The 15,917-nt window shown below is 56.1% G+C and carries 20 protein-coding genes; 16 read left to right on the top strand and 4 right to left on the bottom strand.

Going from position 1 to position 15,917, the window contains the following annotated elements:
- Positions 1–64 precede the first annotated feature (64 nt).
- The 3 genes from FPV09_RS12070 to FPV09_RS11870 all read left to right on the top strand — a co-directional run bounded on the left by FPV09_RS12070 (position 65) and on the right by FPV09_RS11870 (position 985).
- The gene (locus FPV09_RS12070) at positions 65–214 is read left to right on the top strand and encodes a hypothetical protein (protein WP_167889536.1); all 150 of its coding nucleotides are present in this window, start codon (positions 65–67) and stop codon (positions 212–214) included.
- A gap of 193 nt (positions 215–407) precedes the next feature.
- Positions 408–557, top strand: a complete 150-nt coding sequence (locus FPV09_RS12065; protein ID WP_167903534.1) for a hypothetical protein — start codon at positions 408–410, stop codon at positions 555–557.
- 242 nt (positions 558–799) lie between these two features.
- Positions 800–985: a hypothetical protein gene (locus FPV09_RS11870; RefSeq protein ID WP_148883550.1), complete on the top strand. Its 186-nt coding sequence runs from the start codon at positions 800–802 to the stop codon at positions 983–985.
- A 116-nt stretch (positions 986–1,101) separates the two neighbouring features.
- Here FPV09_RS11870 and FPV09_RS11865 read toward each other — a convergent pair whose 3' ends face one another.
- The 3 genes from FPV09_RS11865 to FPV09_RS11855 all read right to left on the bottom strand — a co-directional run bounded on the left by FPV09_RS11865 (position 1,102) and on the right by FPV09_RS11855 (position 5,337).
- Positions 1,102–3,489: a CDC48 family AAA ATPase gene (locus tag FPV09_RS11865; RefSeq protein WP_148883549.1), complete on the bottom strand. Its 2,388-nt coding sequence runs from the start codon at positions 3,487–3,489 to the stop codon at positions 1,102–1,104.
- Between the two features lie 113 nt (positions 3,490–3,602).
- Positions 3,603–4,088 carry an Hsp20/alpha crystallin family protein gene (locus FPV09_RS11860; protein WP_148883548.1) on the bottom strand — a complete coding sequence of 162 codons (486 nt, stop codon included), beginning with the start codon at positions 4,086–4,088 and terminating at the stop codon, positions 3,603–3,605.
- A gap of 364 nt (positions 4,089–4,452) precedes the next feature.
- On the bottom strand, positions 4,453–5,337 hold the full coding sequence (locus tag FPV09_RS11855) for an MBL fold metallo-hydrolase (protein ID WP_148883547.1): 885 nt from the start codon (positions 5,335–5,337) through the stop codon (positions 4,453–4,455).
- Between the two features lie 64 nt (positions 5,338–5,401).
- Between FPV09_RS11855 and FPV09_RS11850 the strand changes: the two genes are divergently transcribed.
- The 8 genes from FPV09_RS11850 to rpl18a all read left to right on the top strand — a co-directional run bounded on the left by FPV09_RS11850 (position 5,402) and on the right by rpl18a (position 12,432).
- Entirely contained in the window at positions 5,402–6,340 is a 939-nt protein-coding gene (locus FPV09_RS11850) for an ABC transporter ATP-binding protein (protein ID WP_148883546.1), read from the top strand.
- Positions 6,337–7,152 carry an ABC transporter permease gene (locus tag FPV09_RS11845; RefSeq protein ID WP_148883545.1) on the top strand — a complete coding sequence of 272 codons (816 nt, stop codon included), beginning with the start codon at positions 6,337–6,339 and terminating at the stop codon, positions 7,150–7,152. Before FPV09_RS11850 ends, FPV09_RS11845 begins: the two co-directional genes overlap by 4 nt.
- An 87-nt stretch (positions 7,153–7,239) precedes the next feature.
- A complete protein-coding gene (locus tag FPV09_RS11840; protein WP_148883876.1) occupies positions 7,240–8,928 on the top strand; it encodes an acyl-CoA mutase large subunit family protein in 1,689 nt (562 codons plus the stop codon).
- A 71-nt stretch (positions 8,929–8,999) separates the two neighbouring features.
- The gene (locus tag FPV09_RS11835) at positions 9,000–10,940 is read left to right on the top strand and encodes a CGP-CTERM sorting domain-containing protein (protein WP_148883544.1); all 1,941 of its coding nucleotides are present in this window, start codon (positions 9,000–9,002) and stop codon (positions 10,938–10,940) included.
- Between the two features lie 94 nt (positions 10,941–11,034).
- Positions 11,035–11,190, top strand: a complete 156-nt coding sequence (locus tag FPV09_RS11830) for a 50S ribosomal protein L39e (RefSeq protein ID WP_014013574.1) — start codon at positions 11,035–11,037, stop codon at positions 11,188–11,190.
- Between the two features lie 10 nt (positions 11,191–11,200).
- Positions 11,201–11,470 carry a 50S ribosomal protein L31e gene (locus tag FPV09_RS11825; RefSeq protein WP_148883543.1) on the top strand — a complete coding sequence of 90 codons (270 nt, stop codon included), beginning with the start codon at positions 11,201–11,203 and terminating at the stop codon, positions 11,468–11,470.
- A gap of 27 nt (positions 11,471–11,497) precedes the next feature.
- On the top strand, positions 11,498–12,184 hold the full coding sequence (locus tag FPV09_RS11820; protein WP_148883542.1) for a translation initiation factor IF-6: 687 nt from the start codon (positions 11,498–11,500) through the stop codon (positions 12,182–12,184).
- 17 nt (positions 12,185–12,201) lie between these two features.
- Entirely contained in the window at positions 12,202–12,432 is a 231-nt protein-coding gene (rpl18a, locus tag FPV09_RS11815) for a 50S ribosomal protein L18Ae (protein ID WP_014013577.1), read from the top strand.
- Positions 12,433–12,509: 77 nt separating this feature from the next.
- On the opposite strand, the gene FPV09_RS11810 is transcribed toward rpl18a, so the two are convergent.
- Positions 12,510–13,115 (bottom strand): DUF7411 family protein, encoded by a 606-nt coding sequence (locus FPV09_RS11810; RefSeq protein WP_148883875.1) that lies wholly within the window; start codon positions 13,113–13,115, stop codon positions 12,510–12,512.
- An 87-nt stretch (positions 13,116–13,202) separates the two neighbouring features.
- On the opposite strand from FPV09_RS11810, the gene FPV09_RS11805 reads away from it, so the two are divergent.
- From FPV09_RS11805 to FPV09_RS11785, 5 genes are all read left to right on the top strand, one after another.
- Positions 13,203–13,457: an AbrB/MazE/SpoVT family DNA-binding domain-containing protein gene (locus tag FPV09_RS11805; RefSeq protein ID WP_246112353.1), complete on the top strand. Its 255-nt coding sequence runs from the start codon at positions 13,203–13,205 to the stop codon at positions 13,455–13,457.
- On the top strand, positions 13,454–13,852 hold the full coding sequence (locus tag FPV09_RS11800; RefSeq protein WP_148883541.1) for a type II toxin-antitoxin system VapC family toxin: 399 nt from the start codon (positions 13,454–13,456) through the stop codon (positions 13,850–13,852). Before FPV09_RS11805 ends, FPV09_RS11800 begins: the two co-directional genes overlap by 4 nt.
- Positions 13,853–13,914: 62 nt before the next feature.
- On the top strand, positions 13,915–14,331 hold the full coding sequence (locus tag FPV09_RS11795; protein WP_148883540.1) for a YhbY family RNA-binding protein: 417 nt from the start codon (positions 13,915–13,917) through the stop codon (positions 14,329–14,331).
- A 3-nt stretch (positions 14,332–14,334) separates the two neighbouring features.
- Positions 14,335–14,787, top strand: a complete 453-nt coding sequence (locus FPV09_RS11790) for a 30S ribosomal protein S19e (protein WP_148883539.1) — start codon at positions 14,335–14,337, stop codon at positions 14,785–14,787.
- Positions 14,788–14,913: 126 nt separating this feature from the next.
- On the top strand, positions 14,914–15,891 hold the full coding sequence (locus FPV09_RS11785) for a hypothetical protein (protein ID WP_148883538.1): 978 nt from the start codon (positions 14,914–14,916) through the stop codon (positions 15,889–15,891).
- The last annotated feature ends 26 nt before the right edge of the window (positions 15,892–15,917 follow it).

Here is a 15,917-nt window from a genome sequence, read left to right as displayed (position 1 = left end):
GATTAAAATTCCCCCGTTAGACTTATAAAGCTTGGAGATGTGACGAAGTTCTGCCGGTGATACGATGAAATGGGCCCTTACCCTCCACGGTGGGGAAAACCACGGCGAAACAATAATCCTTCACGCCGACAGCGCCGATGAAGCCAGGAGGATGGCGGTAAGGGAAATGAAGCGGAAGGACGCAAGGGTCTTCGAGCTGGAGAAGATCGAGTGATTCTTCTTCCCCAAATTATTCTTTTTGGCATTCTCCGCGGCGGAGCGACACTTGTGACTATCGTGACAATATTGTACATCGATGCCTATTTTGGTCTGGACTGTTGTGTACTTTGATGTTAAAATCGGTGCAACAATGTTTTTAAATCCTCCTGATTTTTCTATCACTCGCAGTGATATACTGGGGTGATGGCATGCTCGTGAGAATTGTCTACTACATGAACAACACCCTCCCCAAAGAGAGGATAGTCGTCACCAATGACATAAAGAAGGCGGAAAGGATAGCGAGGGAAGACATGGAAAAGCTTCGCGCGAGGGGCTACGAGCTCGAGTGGGTCGCTTAGCCTTCCCTTTGCTTCCCCTCCCTTGACGTTTATCGACGACTCCCTGACGTCGCAACTGTAGATTGTTCCTTCTAAAGGCTGACCTCCTCCCCGCCCTAAAGGGCGAGGGTTCCAGCGAGTTAACCCCTCGCCGGCGGGCGGTTCGGTTCGCGGACCCATTACTTACTCCCGTTGCCGGTTTCGGTTCAGTCCGCAGGCCGGGTCTTCGGCCCGTTACCCCTATCACAAAGCGGTTCGGGGTTATGGTTCAAAGGCCACCACTCAGAGTTTTCAACCGCTCGAAGGCGGTTCTTGAAAGGACGCCCTACGGCGTCAACCCTCCAACGCTGGAGGGTAACGTGAAACCCTTTGGAGAGGGGGTTGTTTTACAGTGGCCTCTTCGAGGCCTTATTACGCTGGCAGGACTTAAAAGGGTTTCGGTGATTTAAGGCTCATTGGGCAGTTTACTGCATCCCCACCATAAAAGGCGAGACTTTCAAAAGAAAAATGTAATGTGGGGCATCCGCCCCGACCCCGCGCGAACGTTCGTTCGCTGGTCGCGCTGTCACCCACGTGACTGTTTGAACTGCTCCTGTATCCTCCTGTAGTACTCCATGGTCTCCTCGCCCACGCTCGGGCCTATCTTCTTCATGGCCTCCTCGAAGTCCTTCATCGTTACCTTGACCCTCCCCCGTATCTCGTCGGCCTTCATGCCCGGCCTTATTACGCCTTCCTGCAGTCCCCTGCGCATGGCAAGCATCGCTGCTTCTCTGACCACTGCCTCGATGTCCGCTCCGGTGTAGCCCTCCGTCCTCTTCGCCAGCTCCTCCAGCTTGACGTCCTCTGCGAGCGGCACGTTCCTGGTGTGCACCTTGAATATCTCCAGTCTGGCCTTCTCGTCCGGTGCTGGAACGAGTATGAGTCTGTCGAACCTGCCGGGCCTGAGCAGAGCCGGGTCTATGATGTCCGGCCTGTTCGTTGCAGCTATAACGACCACTCCACTGTTCTCCTGGATTCCGTCCATCTCGGTGAGGAGCTGGTTGATGAGCCTGTCGGTGACGTGGTTGACATCAGTTCCCCTGCGCGGAGCAATGGCGTCAATCTCGTCTATGAATATGACCGTTGGCGCAGCCTGGCGAGCCTTCCTGAATATCTCCCTGATGTTCTTCTCGCTCTCACCGACCCACTTGCTCAGCACCTCGGGACCCTTGATGGCGATGAAGTTCGCTTCACTCTCGTTCGCTACAGCCTTTGCTAGGAGGGTCTTACCGGTTCCGGGCGGACCGTAGAGGAGTATTCCCTTCGGCGGGGTTATGCCGAGCCCGAGGAAGGCCTCCGGATACTTGAGCGGCCACTCAACGGCCTCGCGGAGCTCCTCCTTCACGCTCTCAAGGCCACCTATGTCGTCCCAGTGGACATTCGGAACCTCCAGGAGCACCTCCCTCAGCGCCGACGGCTCGACCATCTTGAGGGCCTCGTAGAAGTCCTTCCTGGTGACCCTGAGCTCCTCAAGGACCTCCTTGGGTATGTGCTCGGCCTCGAAGTCAATCTTGCCCTCCTTGATGAGCCTCCTCAGAGCGGCCATCGCCGCCTCTCTCGCCAGTGCCGCCAGATCGGCACCAACGAATCCGTGGGTGACTTCAGCCAGCTCCTCCAGCAGGGCATCGATGAGCCTGGCCTTGACCTCGTCGTAGAGCTTCTCGTCTATGCCCCTGAGTATCTCCGGAATCTCCTCATCCTTCGCTCCTTTGACCTTCATTAGAGCCCTCTCGGCGCTCTCGCGGTAGGCGTCGTTCCTCTCCAGCTCCTCGAGTATCTCCATGACCCTGCCCTTTCTGAACTCGGGCTCGATGGGCATTCCCCTGGTGTGTATCTGGAGTATCTCCTTCCTGCCGGCCTTGTCGGGAACACCGACCTCAAGCTCGCGGTCGAACCTTCCGGGTCTCCTAAGGGCCGGGTCGATGGCGTCTGGCCTGTTGGTTGCACCTATGACTATGACCTTTCCGCGGCTCTTGAGACCGTCCATCAGGGTCAGGAGCTGGCTCACAACCCTCTTCTCGACCTCGCCGTGGGTCTCCTCTCTCTTCGGGGCGATTGCATCAATCTCGTCGATGAAGATTATCGCCGGCGCGTTCTCTTCCGCCTCCTTGAAGACCTCTCTAAGGCGCTCCTCGCTCTCGCCGTAGTACTTGCTCATTATCTCGGGTCCGTTGATGGCTATGAAGTGCGCGTTGGCTTCGTTTGCCACAGCCTTGGCGAGGAGGGTCTTACCCGTTCCGGGCGGGCCGTAGAGCAGGACACCCTTGGGCGGTTCAATGCCGAGCTTCTCGAATATCTCCGGGTGCTTGAGCGGGAGCTCTATCATCTCCCTGACCTTCTGGATGACGTCCTTGAGGCCGCCGATATCCTCGTAGGTCACCCCTAGAGCGGCAGTCTTGGAGACCTCCTTGACCGGCTTCTCGCTGACCGTGAACTCGGTGAACTCGGTTATCTGGACTATTCCCGCTGGGGTCGTAGCGGTGACCACGAAGGTTAGCTCCTGGCCGAGGATGCCGACCTTGATGTAGTCGCCTCTAACGACGGGCCTGCCAACGAGCCTGCTGTGGAACCACTCAACGAAGTCGTGGCCGAAGCGTATGGGCTCTGTCGGGGCCACGATAACCTTCTTCGCCTCTTTGACCTCAGCCCTCCTCACAGTAACCTCGTCACCGAGGCCGACACCGGAGTTTTTCCTTATGGTTCCGTCCATTCTTATGATGCCCAGACCCTCGTCCTCTGGATAGGCCGGCCAGACAACGGCAGCGGTGTTCTTGGTTCCGATTATCTCGATGATATCACCGCTCTGGACTCCAATATCGCGCATTGACTTGCGGTCTATTCTTGCTATTCCCCTTCCAACGTCCCTCTGGTAAGCAGAGGCGACCTTAAGCTTAACTTCCCTCTTTTCGGTCATCTTTCACCACCTCCAAACTTCTCATGACCGATGATCGTGAGTTGTCTGATTTTACCGGGTTGCAGGGGCAAAGCCACGTCGGGTTTGAGTGGCAAATGGAAATAACGAAAGGGTTACTCAATCTTGACTTCGAAGCCCTCTCCCTCCTCCTTCTTGGGGGCCTTCTTGGGTATCTCTATCTCGAGGACGCCGTTGTTGTAGCGGGCCTTGGTCTTCTCCGGGATGACCTCCTCCGGCAGTCTGATGACCCTCCTGTAACCGCTGTAGTAGCGCTCGATCCTTATGGCTCCCTCGGTTTCAAGCTCCTTCTCGCGCTTCACCTGGGCCTCGAGATAGACGGTGTCCCCCGTAACGCGGAGCTTGATGTCCTCCTTGCGCACTCCCGGCAGTTCAACCGTTATGACGAATCTATCTCCCCTGTCGAAGATGTCCACGAAGGGCTCGCGCCAGGTCTCGCTGACGAACTCGTAGCGCTCGGGCTCCCGGGTGCTCCAGAGCCGCGGTCCATGGAAGACGTCCCTAAAGATGGCGTCGATCTCCTCCTGTATCTCCCTCATCAGGTCAAAGGGGTCCCAGTAGCGGTCCCTCCTCCAGACCATACTCCCACCCCCTCAACCTTTTGGTTACCACTAGTAACTAAAAGGAAGAAGTTTAAAAAGTTTTGTGTTCATAAATGGACATTAAAGAAGAGCCAGAGACATAGCGGGGATGTGGAAAAACTACAACATTATATGGACTGTGATTGGAAGAAGTACAAAGAGGGAGGGGGGAAGCTTGGGGCACCACCCCCTTCGTTCTTTCTTGAGGGAGACCTCAAGCTTCCGGGCAGCGGGCGTTCCTACCAGGGCCCGCAACGCTGCTACGTACAAACTTAAATGTTGGTCGTCCACTTCTCCTGCACTGTAATGTAGGTGTAGGATATATATTAATCTTTCGCGTTCTTTATTGTACATGCAACAACGATTAAAAAGTTTGGTTAAAAAATTTCCAGCACCCCGAGAATGTTGTGGTGGATTCGATAGCCGTTGATTCATATCCAATCCCATTAAGAATCCTTGCAAACTCCTCGGCGAAGCCGTAAACTGTGAAAACCCTCTCCGGGTTTACCCTTTCCACGATCCTCATCAGCTCCCAGAAGTCGGCGTGGTTGCTGAGCTTGAGGGTTCCAAAACCGGAAACCGTCAGCTCCCAGGGCGAGAGGGAGTTCTCAACCTTGGGCGAGCGGTAGGAACGGAGGAGGACTTCACCGTCGGCTGAGATGTTGCCGAAGGAAAGGCCGAACTTCGAATAAACGCGCGCCACTTTAACCATCTCCCGCGAGGCCTTGACGGTGTAGCCGTGAAGGTCGAGTATCTTCATGACTTCCTGGGCTTTCCCCATCTGGTTGACGTAAAGAACCGGTTTTTTGCCCCTCTCCAGCGCCTCCTCGACGAAGGCGATTAGCTTTTTCTCGGCTTCCCGCGGCGTTGGAAACGTGAAGTGCGGAACGCCAAAGGTGGCCTCGATTATCAGAAAGTCCGCCCTCGGGAAGCGGCTCTTCTCGGCCGTTCTGAGCTTGAACCACTTGGTGTCGCCGGTGTAGAACAGCGTCCCGTTTTCGAGCCACAGCTTTATTCCGGCCGAGCCGAGCATATGGCCGGCTGGATAGAGCTTCGCCTTGAAATCGCCGAGGTAGAAGGTCTTTCCGAACTCGATTTCCCTGTAGAAGCCGCCCTTTCGGAGGTGGCTGAGGAACTTGGTCGCCTTGGTGGAGTAGATAACCTCACCGCTGACGAAGTGGTCCGTGTGGGCGTGGCTCTGGAAGGCAAAGCGGGCCGAGCTGTCGAGGCCGACGTTACCTATTATCATTAAATGAATATACGCTCCCGAAACACTTATTTATCTTCGTTTCGACATTCCTCTGGGTGTTGAGATGTCCACTTACATCATCGAGACTGAGAAGCTCACCAAATTCTTCGGCAGGATGAACGTTGTGTACCATCTCAACCTTAAGGTTCCCAAAGGTGCAGTCTACGGCTTTCTCGGCCCCAACGGCGCCGGAAAGACCACCACAATAAAGATGCTTACCGGAGCTCTGAAGCCGACCTACGGCGAGATAAGGATTTTTGGCCTCGATATGCCGGGTGAGAGGGTTGAAATAATGCGGAAGGTCGGCTACATGCCCGAGAAGCCCCTTGCCTATGAGGACATGACGATTTTCGAGTTCCTGACCTATATGGGCCGTCTCTTAGGTCTTCCCAAGGAGGAGGCCGTGAAGCAGGCGAGGGAGCTGATGGCCTACACCGGAGTTGGAAAGCTGGCCTTCAACAGGATACGGGAGCTCTCAAGCGGTCAGAGGCAGAGGGTTACCTTTGCCATGGCCCTCCTTGGAAACCCTGAGCTTCTAATCCTCGACGAGCCGACGAGCAACCTCGACCCCCTCGGGAGAATGGAATTCATCGGCAGGGTTTTGGAGCTGGCCAAGGCTGGAAAGACCATCTTCATAAGCTCACACATAGTCAGCGAGATAGAGAGGATGTGCAACCACGTCGGCCTGATCAAGGACGGCCAGCTCATCGAACAGGGGCGCGTTAGAGACCTGGTGAATGTTGAGGGGACAGATTACGACGTTGTTGTCTCGGACAACGCAAAGCTCCTGGAGTTTCTGAAGGATAAAGTCTACGTCAGGGAGGCCTGGGAAGAGGAGGGAATCCTCCGAGTGAAGCTCGACGAGAGGTTCGCGGAGCGGTTCTTCGTTGAGCTACCTGCCTTTCTGGCCAAAGAGGGACTCGCCCTCAAGCTCTTCAAGTCCCACACGAGTCCGCTGGAGAGGATCCTGATGAAGCGCTTCAACGTGGGGTGGAAGGAATGAGCGATAACGGCATGAAGCCCTTCCAGAGCGCCCTCTGGGTGGTCTTTGAGAGCGAGTTCAGGAGATTGATCCGCTCAAGGAAGCTCAAGGTCCTCTTCCTCGTTACGTTCTTTCCTGCGTTCATATACCTTCTCAGCCCAAACGCATCGGGAACCGGCATTGATGCTATGCTCAAGGCGTTTCAGGCTCTCATGCTTGATCTGGTCCCCAACTACTGGCTGGGTATAATCGGCCAGCTCATCGCGATAATCCTCATGAGCGACCTCCTCGCGGGTGAGATAGACCGGGGAACGATAAGGGTACTGCTTGCGAGGCCGGTGAGGCTCAGCGAGGTTGTAGCCGCGAAGTTTTTCGCTGGACTCGGCGCCCTTGCGATTCTCTTTGGAGTTCCCTACACCGTTATCTGGCTCTACAACCCCCTCGTTTACGATACCGGTGCGAACGGACTCTGGAAAGGCCTGCCCGACTTTCTCCTTGCCCTGGGAGCGACGCTCCTCGTTCTGGCCGCCCTCGGCGCCCTGGCGATGCTGGTTTCGGTCATCATAACGCGCCCGCTCTACGCCTCGCTGGCGACCTTTGGGATAGTCTTTCTCCTTCAGTTCCTCCTGCCCCAGATTCCCTACGTCAAAAACCCGGAGCGCTACACCCTCGGCTATCAGGCGGTGGTTCTGCTGAAGGCCGGGTTCGATAAGGTTGACCTGGGCGCCTTCATCGGGAACTCCGCCTACACCACCGTTTTCTTCGGCGCCGTTGGGGCCATCTTCCTGGCCGTTGCCTGGGCGGTGCTCGTAGGCCGCGACTTCCCCGACTGATGGATAATTTATCCGATGTCAAGCACAACCTTTAGTTATGTAAAAGCTTTTTATAGGCCGGCGCCCAAATAGGGGCAGGTGGTAGGCATGACTTTCGATAAGGAGAAGCTCGCGAAGATTGGGGAGGAGGAAAAGCGCTGGGACGAAACGACGGTTAAAAAGTTCATTGAGAAGAGGCCCGAGAGAAAGGAGAAGTTCATGACCGACGACGGTTTTGAAATAAAGCGCACCTACACTCCCGCTGACCTCGGTGAGGACTGGGATTACCTCGAAAAGCTCGGCTTCCCCGGTGAGTACCCGTTCACCCGCGGAGTTTATGCAACCATGTACCGCGGCCGCTTCTGGACGATGAGGCAGTACGCCGGTTTCGGAACCGCTGAGGAGTCCAACAGGCGCTACAAGTACCTCCTCGAGCAGGGACAGACCGGTCTCAGTGTTGCCTTCGACCTGCCGACCCAGATAGGCTACGACTCCGACCACCCGATGAGCGAGGGTGAAGTTGGAAAGGTCGGTGTCGCCATTGACTCCCTCTGGGACATGCGCGTCCTCTTCGACGGAATCCCGCTCGACAAGGTCTCAACCTCGATGACCATCAACTCGACCGCCGCTAACCTCCTCGCCATGTACATCCTCGTCGCCGAGGAGCAGGGTGTTGCCCAGAACCAGCTCCGTGGAACGGTCCAGAACGACATCCTCAAGGAGTACATAGCTAGAGGAACCTACATCTTCCCGCCGCAGCCGAGCATGAGGCTCACGACCGACATCATAATGTACTGCGCCGAGAACGTCCCCAAGTGGAACCCAATCTCGATAAGCGGCTATCACATCCGCGAGGCCGGAGCCAACGCCGTCCAGGAGGTAGCGTTCACCTTGGCGGACGGTATTGAGTACGTCAAGGCTGTCATAGACAGGGGTATGGACGTTGACAAGTTCGCCGGAAGGCTGAGCTTCTTCTTCAACGCCCACAACAACTTCCTTGAGGAGATTGCCAAGTTCAGGGCCGCCAGAAGGCTCTGGGCCTACATAATGAAGGAGTGGTTCAACGCCAAGAACCCGCGCTCAATGCTCCTGCGCTTCCACACCCAGACGGCCGGTTCCACCTTGACGGCCCAGCAGCCGGAGAACAACATAGTCAGGGTTGCCATTCAAGCCCTCGCAGCGGTTCTCGGAGGAACTCAGTCCCTGCACACCAACTCCTACGACGAGGCTCTGAGCCTTCCGACCGAGAAGAGCGTCAGGATAGCCCTCAGAACCCAGCAGATTATCGCCTACGAGAGCGGCGTTGTGGACACGATAGACCCGCTCGGAGGCAGCTACTACATCGAGTGGCTCACCGACCACATCTACGAAGAGGCCCTCAAGTACATCGAGAAGATTCAGAAGATGGGCGGCATGATGCGGGCCATAGAGCGCGGCTACATCCAGAAGGAGATAGCGGAGAGCGCTTACAAGTACCAGAGGGAGGTCGAGGAGAAGAAGCGCATCATCGTCGGTGTGAACGAGTTCATCGTCGACGAGCCGCTCGACGTCGAGATACTCAAGGTCGACCCGAGCATCAGGGAGAAGCAGATCGAGAGGCTCAGGAAGCTCAGGAGTGAGAGGGACAGCAAGAAGGTTGAAGAAGCCCTCGACAGGCTCAGGAAGGCGGCCGAAACCGACGACGAGAACCTCATGCCCTACATCATCGAGGCCCACAGGCACCTCGCGACCCTTGGAGAGGTCACCGACGTCCTGCGCGAGGTTTGGGGCGAGTACAGGGCGCCGCTGATATTCTGACGCATCGTTTCATTTTCTTCTTCCATTCCAAAACGTTTTTAATTCCATGCGATAGTTAAATCGGTGGTGGTATGAGAACCTCCCGTTTCCTTGTCCTTCTGCTCCTCATCGGTGCCATTCTCCCCCAGCAGGTTATTGCCGAACCTGCACCCGGGTATCGGTTTCCAGACCATCCGGTTATGATGCGCCTCAGCGTCGCCAGCAACGGAAGTTTCGCCCTCATTGGGATTACTGTGTCCGAGTACGGAAAACTGCCCGACTATATGTGCCCAATAGACTCTCCCGACGCTTACATCGGCTGCCGCGAGCTCTCCGGAAGGGAATATATCCTCTTCGAAGTCGGTGACGGCGTGAAGTACGTTAATGTCACGGACTCGTTGGCGAGGTTCAACTTCACCGTCCTTTCAGTTGCTCCCCTCGGGAGGGAGTGGTTCCTCATCGGTGTCCGCCACCTTTCCCCCTGCGAGTTCGACGTCTGCACCAACGTAAGCTACACCGTCATGGAGTACCTCCCGGAGGAGGAACGGATTGGGAGGCCCGTTCGCCTTTCTCAAATTGACTCGGACGTTCTCTTCAACCTGCCCGATGCCATGGCTGTGAGCGGGACACTCTCCAACGGCTCGTTGGTCTTCTCCTTCCCCTACGCCAACGAAACATATTCCGTTCCGGTTGAGGCCTTTGAGAAGTACCTCCGCCTTCTGAACTTCAGCGACTCCAGCGGCCTGAATGCGGAGAGCCTGCTGAAGCTCTTCCGGGCGGTACCCTTCCGCGGAGGAATCATCCTCTACCTTCCAAGCTACGGGCTTGAGGCCTACACTCCAGAGCCATACTCCGTCAGGGAATATCTCCTCATCGGGAACTGGTCCAGCGTTTACTTCCCCCACATGTGGGTTGGGCACTCCGGTTTCGTCTGCTCCCCCAATAACGCCAGCGCGACGCCCTTGACGGGACGGCTCTTCCCGCCTTTGCTGTACTACCACAACGGAAAGCTCAGCCCCCTTCTGAACCTCTCGGTTGAGACCTATGTCTGGGCCTCCGACGGTTCCGGTGAGGCGTTTACCTGTGCTCAGCCAGTTCTGAAGCTTCCAAACGGAACCATCGCGCGGGTTGGGGGAAACTCTTCCGTTCCTGAGCTGGAACTCCCCCCAGATGAAAGCAGGGTCTATATCTCCATCGTCCGCACCGTACCCCATTACTCCCCCGAAAACTTCACTTTCGTGGATCTCTGCGTTAACAGAGAGGAAATCCTCCATGCTGGGCTTGGTGAGTCATCGGTGTCCTTCCTCCAGACACCGTTTCCAGGGCTGTTCCTCAACGTCAATGGCTCGTGGGTGTACGGGAGGCTGAGCAGTGGAGGATTCAGAAACTTCTGCATCTATTACTGGGGACCAGCTTTCAACGAAACCTTCGTCTACGACCCCGTTGGGAGGATTCTCCACCCCATTGAAGTGAGCACGTTGGGGCGTGATTCCTCCCATGAGTTCCGTGCGTGGAAGGCCAACCGGAGCGCCGTTAGTTTCATAACGCCCTCCCTCGACATCTCCAGGATCCCTCTGGAAAACCTCTCTCGGTGTGTCCCCTCTTCAAAAACTGCGTCAATGCTCCGCGGGGTTAAAGTGGGGGAGGGGATACTCTTTTATTACCCATTCTACGTTACGGGAATCGCGCTCGAGGGGCACGGCTGGGCAACCGTCTGGGGCGACTACTCCTCAAACGCCCCTACCACACTCGACGGTACCTGCCTGGCATTCTACTACTCAGACGGCAGAATAACTTCCGCTCTGAAGGCCGAGACCGCCGTTGTAACGGTGCCAGTCGGGAACTGGAGCGTTAAACTCGGCATTCCGTATATTGATACGGGCAACGCCCTCAACGTCTCCCCGGAGCTCCCGGAGGAAAGCACGCCCACTCAGACCCTGCCAGGGGAAGAGGGTTCGGGCGTTTGCGGTCCGGCCGCGATAATCGGGTTCTCGGTAATCCCCCTCCTCCTGATGAGAAAACGCCGGGGATAGCTCCGGGTGGAAAACCTTAAAACCCCACGAAAAAGCTTAAAAAAGGATAGCCAAAGCATCAACAGGCATCATGATAATCCCGGGAGGTGTAGTTATGGCGAGAAACAAGCCGCTTGCGAAGAAGCTCAGACTTGCCAAGGCCGCCAAGCAGAACAGGCGCATTCCGGTCTGGGTCATCGTCAAGACCAACAGGAAGGTCATGACCCACCCGAAGAGAAGGATGTGGAGGAGAACTAAGCTCAAGGAGTGAGGTGATTTAGATGATCAAGCCCGGAGAGGAAGTCATATTCGTCGTTCCCATCAAGAAGATAAAGAAGCGCGTTCCGCGCTGGAAGAGGGCCCCGAGAGCTGCCAAGTTCGTCCGCGAGTGGATAGCCAGGCACGCCAAGGCCGACGAGGTCGTCATCGGCACCGACGTCAACGAGAAGCTCTGGGAGAGGGGCGCCCAGAAGCCGCCCAACAAGCTCCGCGTTAAGGTCGTTGTCGAAGAGGAAGAGGGCAAGAGGATTGCCAAGGTCTCCCTCGCCTGATTACTTTTAATTTAACGAGGTGACGAGATGCACATAGAAAGGCTCGATTTTGAGAACTCTCCATACCTGGGCGTTTACGGCACTGCCACCGACAGGCTAGCCCTTATCAGGGAGGGCCTCGGCGAGAAGAAGCTCGAGGTTCTCAGGGAGGTTCTCAAGGTTCCGCTCATTGAAACGAGCATAATGAAGTCGCGCATAGTGGGTATATTCGCGGCCGGAAACTCCAACGCAATGATCGTCCCCTGGTACGCGTGGGACGCCGAGCTGGAGAGGATAAACGGCCAGCTCAGAGAGCACGGGATTGACACCGAGATAGTCCCGTTCCAGAGCACCCTCACCGCCTTCGGCAACCTCATCCTCGCCAACGACAGGGCGGCGCTGGTGAGTGCAAAGTTCAGCCGCGAGGAGGCCAAGAGGCTCGAGGACCTACTCGGCGTCGAGGTCGAGAGGGGCATGATAGGTGACTTCCACGCCGTGGGAAGCGTTGGAGTGGTCACCAACAGGGGCGGACTCGTTCACCCCGAAGCGACCGACGAGGAGCTCGAGTGGCTCCGCGACCTGTTCAAGGTTGACATATACGTCGGAACGGCCAACATGGGCGTTCCCTTCGTTGGCTCCTGCATGCTGGCGAACTCTCACGGTGTCGTCGTTGGGCACCTGACCACCGGACCCGAGATAGTGAAGATTGAAGAAGCCTTGGGCTTCCTTGACTGATGATGGAGGTGTGAGCTATGGAGGTTAAGGTCTTCCGCGTTAAGGGCGTTTTCGAGAGGAACGGAAAGAGGGAGAGGTTCACCAGGGAATACCGCGGCCTCAAGGCCGAGGACGTCGTTGAGATACTCTACTCCGAGGTCGGCAGCAAGCACCGCGTTCCGAGGAACAAGATATGGATCGAGAGCGTCGAGGAGATAAAGCCCGAAGAGGCCGAGAACCCGATAGTCAGAAAGCTCAGCGGGCTCTGATTTCCTTTTCTCTTCTCCCCAGTCCGAACTCAATCCGGGGATTTCTTCGCGGGAGATTTTGGAAAAAAGATAGGGAATTAGGTCTCCCGCCCCCTCCAGCCGAGAACCCTCGACTGATAGTGCCTCTTTGGGAATATCTCCAGCGGGTCGATTCCCCTCTCGCGTAGCAGGTGTCTCAGCTCGACTTCGTAGTCGGCCTTCTCCAGTTCTTCGCTCTCCCTGATTTCAACGACGAAGAGCCTCTCGGTCAGCTCGCGTATCGTCTTGTAGCCGAGTCCTAGGAGAGGTCTTATGTACGCCACGTTGAAGCGGTCCTCCAGCGAGCGGGCCTTCGGCAGGTCAAGGAAAGGAACCCTGTCATCCCTCCTCGTTCCGTCGCTCACGCGCTCGACTTCCGGCATTGAAGCCACCGCCTCGAGGGCCCTCTCGTGGATGAACTGAATCGCGTTGTTCGGATGGCCGTCTTTGATTGCCATATCCGCCGCCCTCTCCAGAATCTCCCTCGGCAGATAGACGACCTGGTGCTCGAAGCCCAGCCTCTCTGCCGTTTCTCTGGCGAAGCTCCAGTTGTCGAGGAGGCCGAAGCTGACGGTTACCAATCTCACCTCGTAGCCGAGTCTGGTTAGAATCCACGCGCTCAGGCTTGAGTCCTTGCCGCCGGAGTAGAGATGATGGACTTTCATGGGGATCCCCATTTTGAGTGCCTAGAGTGCCTTATTAACCTCACCCCGAAAGGGTTATTAGATTGGATGTGTAATACTCTTTTGGTGATGGTAATGCCAGTTGTGACGAAGAAATACCAGGTGACAATCCCCAAGGAGGTGCGGGAGGCGCTGGGAATAAAGGCCGGGGACGAGGTGGTTTTCGTCAGAACCCGCGAGGGTTACGTGATAAAGCCCCTGGATGAGTTCCTTAAGGAAATGGCCGAACTGACGGCAGATATAGAGGAAACAGTCGAAGAGGTCAGGCAGGGACTTGCAAGGGGCATAGAGCGCTCTCTCAGCGAGCTGGAGGGAGGGAAATGAAGGTCGTCCTGGACACAAACGCCTTCAACAACTGGAAGTTCCTCAAGTGGCTGAAGTCTTCAAACCTTGAACCGGTGATAAACACGGTGGTTTACACCGAATACCTCTACCACACCGTAAAAAAGGTGGGGAACTTTCAAATTGCCCTGGAAAACTTTGAAACGCTCCTTTGGACTGTGGGGGTTGATGTCGTTTCCTTTGACGTGGAATCCGCCAGGTTTTCTGCTAAAAGTGCCCTTGGTCGCTGGGACTTCTCCAAAAACGCGAGGGACTACATGATAGGTGCCCTGGCGCTGAAACTCAACGCCCCACTAATTACTTACAACAAGAAGCACTTCGGATGGCTTCCTGAGGTCTTCACACCGGAGGAGGCCATGGAACGCTTCGGCAAATAGCTTTAAAAGGCCAACTTTTATAAGGCCTTCAGCAAACCGCGAGAGGCTTAGAGGTGAGAGAGATGGAGAAACGCTTACCGGGTAAGGTGAGACGCGCCGTGCGGGCGAGATACTACGATATCCCTCCACGGGCGTGGATAGGTAAGAGGGGACTTGATGAGGGGGTAATAGAGGAGATAAACACCCAGCTCGAGAAGGACGGCATCCTCAAGGTTGAGATAAGGAAGGGCGCCCTTATCAACACTGGACTCGACAGGCAGGCCCTGGCCAGAAAAGTCGCGGAGATGACCGACAGCGAACTCATCGACGTGCGCGGCAAAAGGTTTATATTGTTCAAACCGAGGGAAGGTTGGGAAAAGTATTTAAGGAAGCTCCAGAGAAAGGAGCTTTCGAAGGAAAAGCGGGAAGAGAAGCCCGTTAAGAAAGTCAGGCTCGATATCGCTCAATTCAGGAGGAAATTCAAGAAGGGGAGGGATTGAAGGATGGCGACTGTTTACGACGTTCCCGGTGATTTGCTCGTTGAGAGGGTTGCGCAGAAGCTCAAGGAGATAGAGGCTATAAAGCCGCCCGAGTGGGCCCCGTTCGTCAAGACCAGCAGGCACAAGGAGAGAATCCCGGAGCAGGACGACTGGTGGTACTACAGGGTCGCCAGCGTCTTCAGGAAGGTCTACGTCGACGGCCCGGTCGGCATCGAGAGGCTCAGGACCTGGTACGGCGGCAGGAAGAACCGCGGCCACGCTCCGGAGCACTTCTACAAGGCCGGAGGAAGCATCATAAGGAAGGCCCTCCAGCAGCTCGAGGCTGCCGGCTTTGTCCAGAAGGTTCCGGGCGAGGGAAGGACCGTCACCCCGCAGGGACAGAGCTTCCTCGACAAGATCGCCACCGAGCTCAAGAAGGAGCTTGAGGAGCAGATCCCCGAGCTCAAGAAGTACTGAGCTCGGCCTTTTTTCAAACCTCTGTCCCTTCTGCCGGCTTTCTATGCCAGGAAATGTTTTTTAGGGCCGCCTCAAATTTTTCTATGGGTTCCGGTTGATACTCCAAACGCTACCTCAGGTGAGAATATGCCACTGAGAAAAACCCTCACTGTCTTTGTTGTGATGTATCTGCTCATCCTCCCTCTTGCGAGTGCCGGAGAGTTCCGTCTGGGCTCCATAACGGTTATTTCCAACGGCGAGGATGCTTTCCTGTTGGCCACCTGGTGGCTCTATGACCATCAGTGCCAGTGCCCGGGAACCGAGCCGTGCTGTTCCCCCTCACCGGTCTCCGTGTGGATTGACATTTATCACTTCAACGGCACCTCCCTGAGCTACGTTGGGAGATTAGGATACGCCGAGGACTTGCCGGTTGCCTTCGTATCTTCGGGTTCCTCCAGCCTGCCCCCCAACGCCTGGCTCGTCTTCAACGGCACCCATCTGTTCTGGTTCATGCCTGGAGAGAAATGCGTTCGCACGCTGGGTGAACTCCACCCGGGTTTCGGAAGCGTGAGGCTCAGTCCACCGGACGTTTACGTCATCCACCGCAACGGGACGTTCGAGGTTTACCGCGTTACCGAATCTTCCTTCTTCATGGTAAACGAACCTGCCAAGGAGCACGTTTCTTACGTTCCACCCAGGTTCAGCGTCAGTATCTCCAGTCAAAGCCTCGTGGTTGAGGGTAACGGAGAGCGGTACGAGATACCCATCGTGGAGCTGGAGGAATACTACTCCCGTCAGGATATCGAGCATCTCGCCGCAGTTCCGGTCGCCGGCGGAGTGCTCATCTACTACGTTCCCGGTCACCACTTAGACAACAGCTCGACTCCCATTGAGAACCCCTCCGAAGTTCCATTGCTCTTCTATCGCGGCGGGAGTCTCACGGTGTATACATTCATAGAACCCGCTCATACGTGGCCGTCAGCCTCCTGGCCCGGGCGGGTCAGTTTCAGCTATCCCCAATGTTCTGACGGCTCTGAACCCTCTGGAGACTTCACAACAGCGGTGTGGCTCGCCGTGGCAATCCTCGGGGCGGCGGTTCTCATCCGGACCCTGGGGAGAAAGTGAAGCCCTGAAACGCAAAGCCTTTTAAC

The sequence above is a fragment of the Thermococcus aciditolerans genome (assembly GCF_008152015.1).
GTDB classification, from domain to species: Archaea; Methanobacteriota_B; Thermococci; order Thermococcales; family Thermococcaceae; genus Thermococcus; species Thermococcus celericrescens.
The sequence above is the reverse complement of the archived record's forward strand: the minus strand, read 5'-3'. Positions and strand labels throughout refer to the sequence as shown.

Coding starts and splice junctions, on each gene's coding strand:
- FPV09_RS12070 (WP_167889536.1), top strand. CDS start 65: ATGAAATGGGCCCTTACCCTCCACGGTGGGGAAAACCACGGCGAAACA.
- FPV09_RS12065 (WP_167903534.1), top strand. CDS start 408: ATGCTCGTGAGAATTGTCTACTACATGAACAACACCCTCCCCAAAGAG.
- FPV09_RS11870 (WP_148883550.1), top strand. CDS start 800: ATGGTTCAAAGGCCACCACTCAGAGTTTTCAACCGCTCGAAGGCGGTT.
- FPV09_RS11865 (WP_148883549.1), bottom strand. CDS start 3,489: ATGACCGAAAAGAGGGAAGTTAAGCTTAAGGTCGCCTCTGCTTACCAG.
- FPV09_RS11860 (WP_148883548.1), bottom strand. CDS start 4,088: ATGGTCTGGAGGAGGGACCGCTACTGGGACCCCTTTGACCTGATGAGG.
- FPV09_RS11855 (WP_148883547.1), bottom strand. CDS start 5,337: ATGATAATAGGTAACGTCGGCCTCGACAGCTCGGCCCGCTTTGCCTTC.
- FPV09_RS11850 (WP_148883546.1), top strand. CDS start 5,402: ATGTCCACTTACATCATCGAGACTGAGAAGCTCACCAAATTCTTCGGC.
- FPV09_RS11845 (WP_148883545.1), top strand. CDS start 6,337: ATGAGCGATAACGGCATGAAGCCCTTCCAGAGCGCCCTCTGGGTGGTC.
- FPV09_RS11840 (WP_148883876.1), top strand. CDS start 7,240: ATGACTTTCGATAAGGAGAAGCTCGCGAAGATTGGGGAGGAGGAAAAG.
- FPV09_RS11835 (WP_148883544.1), top strand. CDS start 9,000: ATGAGAACCTCCCGTTTCCTTGTCCTTCTGCTCCTCATCGGTGCCATT.
- FPV09_RS11830 (WP_014013574.1), top strand. CDS start 11,035: ATGGCGAGAAACAAGCCGCTTGCGAAGAAGCTCAGACTTGCCAAGGCC.
- FPV09_RS11825 (WP_148883543.1), top strand. CDS start 11,201: ATGATCAAGCCCGGAGAGGAAGTCATATTCGTCGTTCCCATCAAGAAG.
- FPV09_RS11820 (WP_148883542.1), top strand. CDS start 11,498: ATGCACATAGAAAGGCTCGATTTTGAGAACTCTCCATACCTGGGCGTT.
- rpl18a (WP_014013577.1), top strand. CDS start 12,202: ATGGAGGTTAAGGTCTTCCGCGTTAAGGGCGTTTTCGAGAGGAACGGA.
- FPV09_RS11810 (WP_148883875.1), bottom strand. CDS start 13,115: ATGAAAGTCCATCATCTCTACTCCGGCGGCAAGGACTCAAGCCTGAGC.
- FPV09_RS11805 (WP_246112353.1), top strand. CDS start 13,203: ATGGTAATGCCAGTTGTGACGAAGAAATACCAGGTGACAATCCCCAAG.
- FPV09_RS11800 (WP_148883541.1), top strand. CDS start 13,454: ATGAAGGTCGTCCTGGACACAAACGCCTTCAACAACTGGAAGTTCCTC.
- FPV09_RS11795 (WP_148883540.1), top strand. CDS start 13,915: ATGGAGAAACGCTTACCGGGTAAGGTGAGACGCGCCGTGCGGGCGAGA.
- FPV09_RS11790 (WP_148883539.1), top strand. CDS start 14,335: ATGGCGACTGTTTACGACGTTCCCGGTGATTTGCTCGTTGAGAGGGTT.
- FPV09_RS11785 (WP_148883538.1), top strand. CDS start 14,914: ATGCCACTGAGAAAAACCCTCACTGTCTTTGTTGTGATGTATCTGCTC.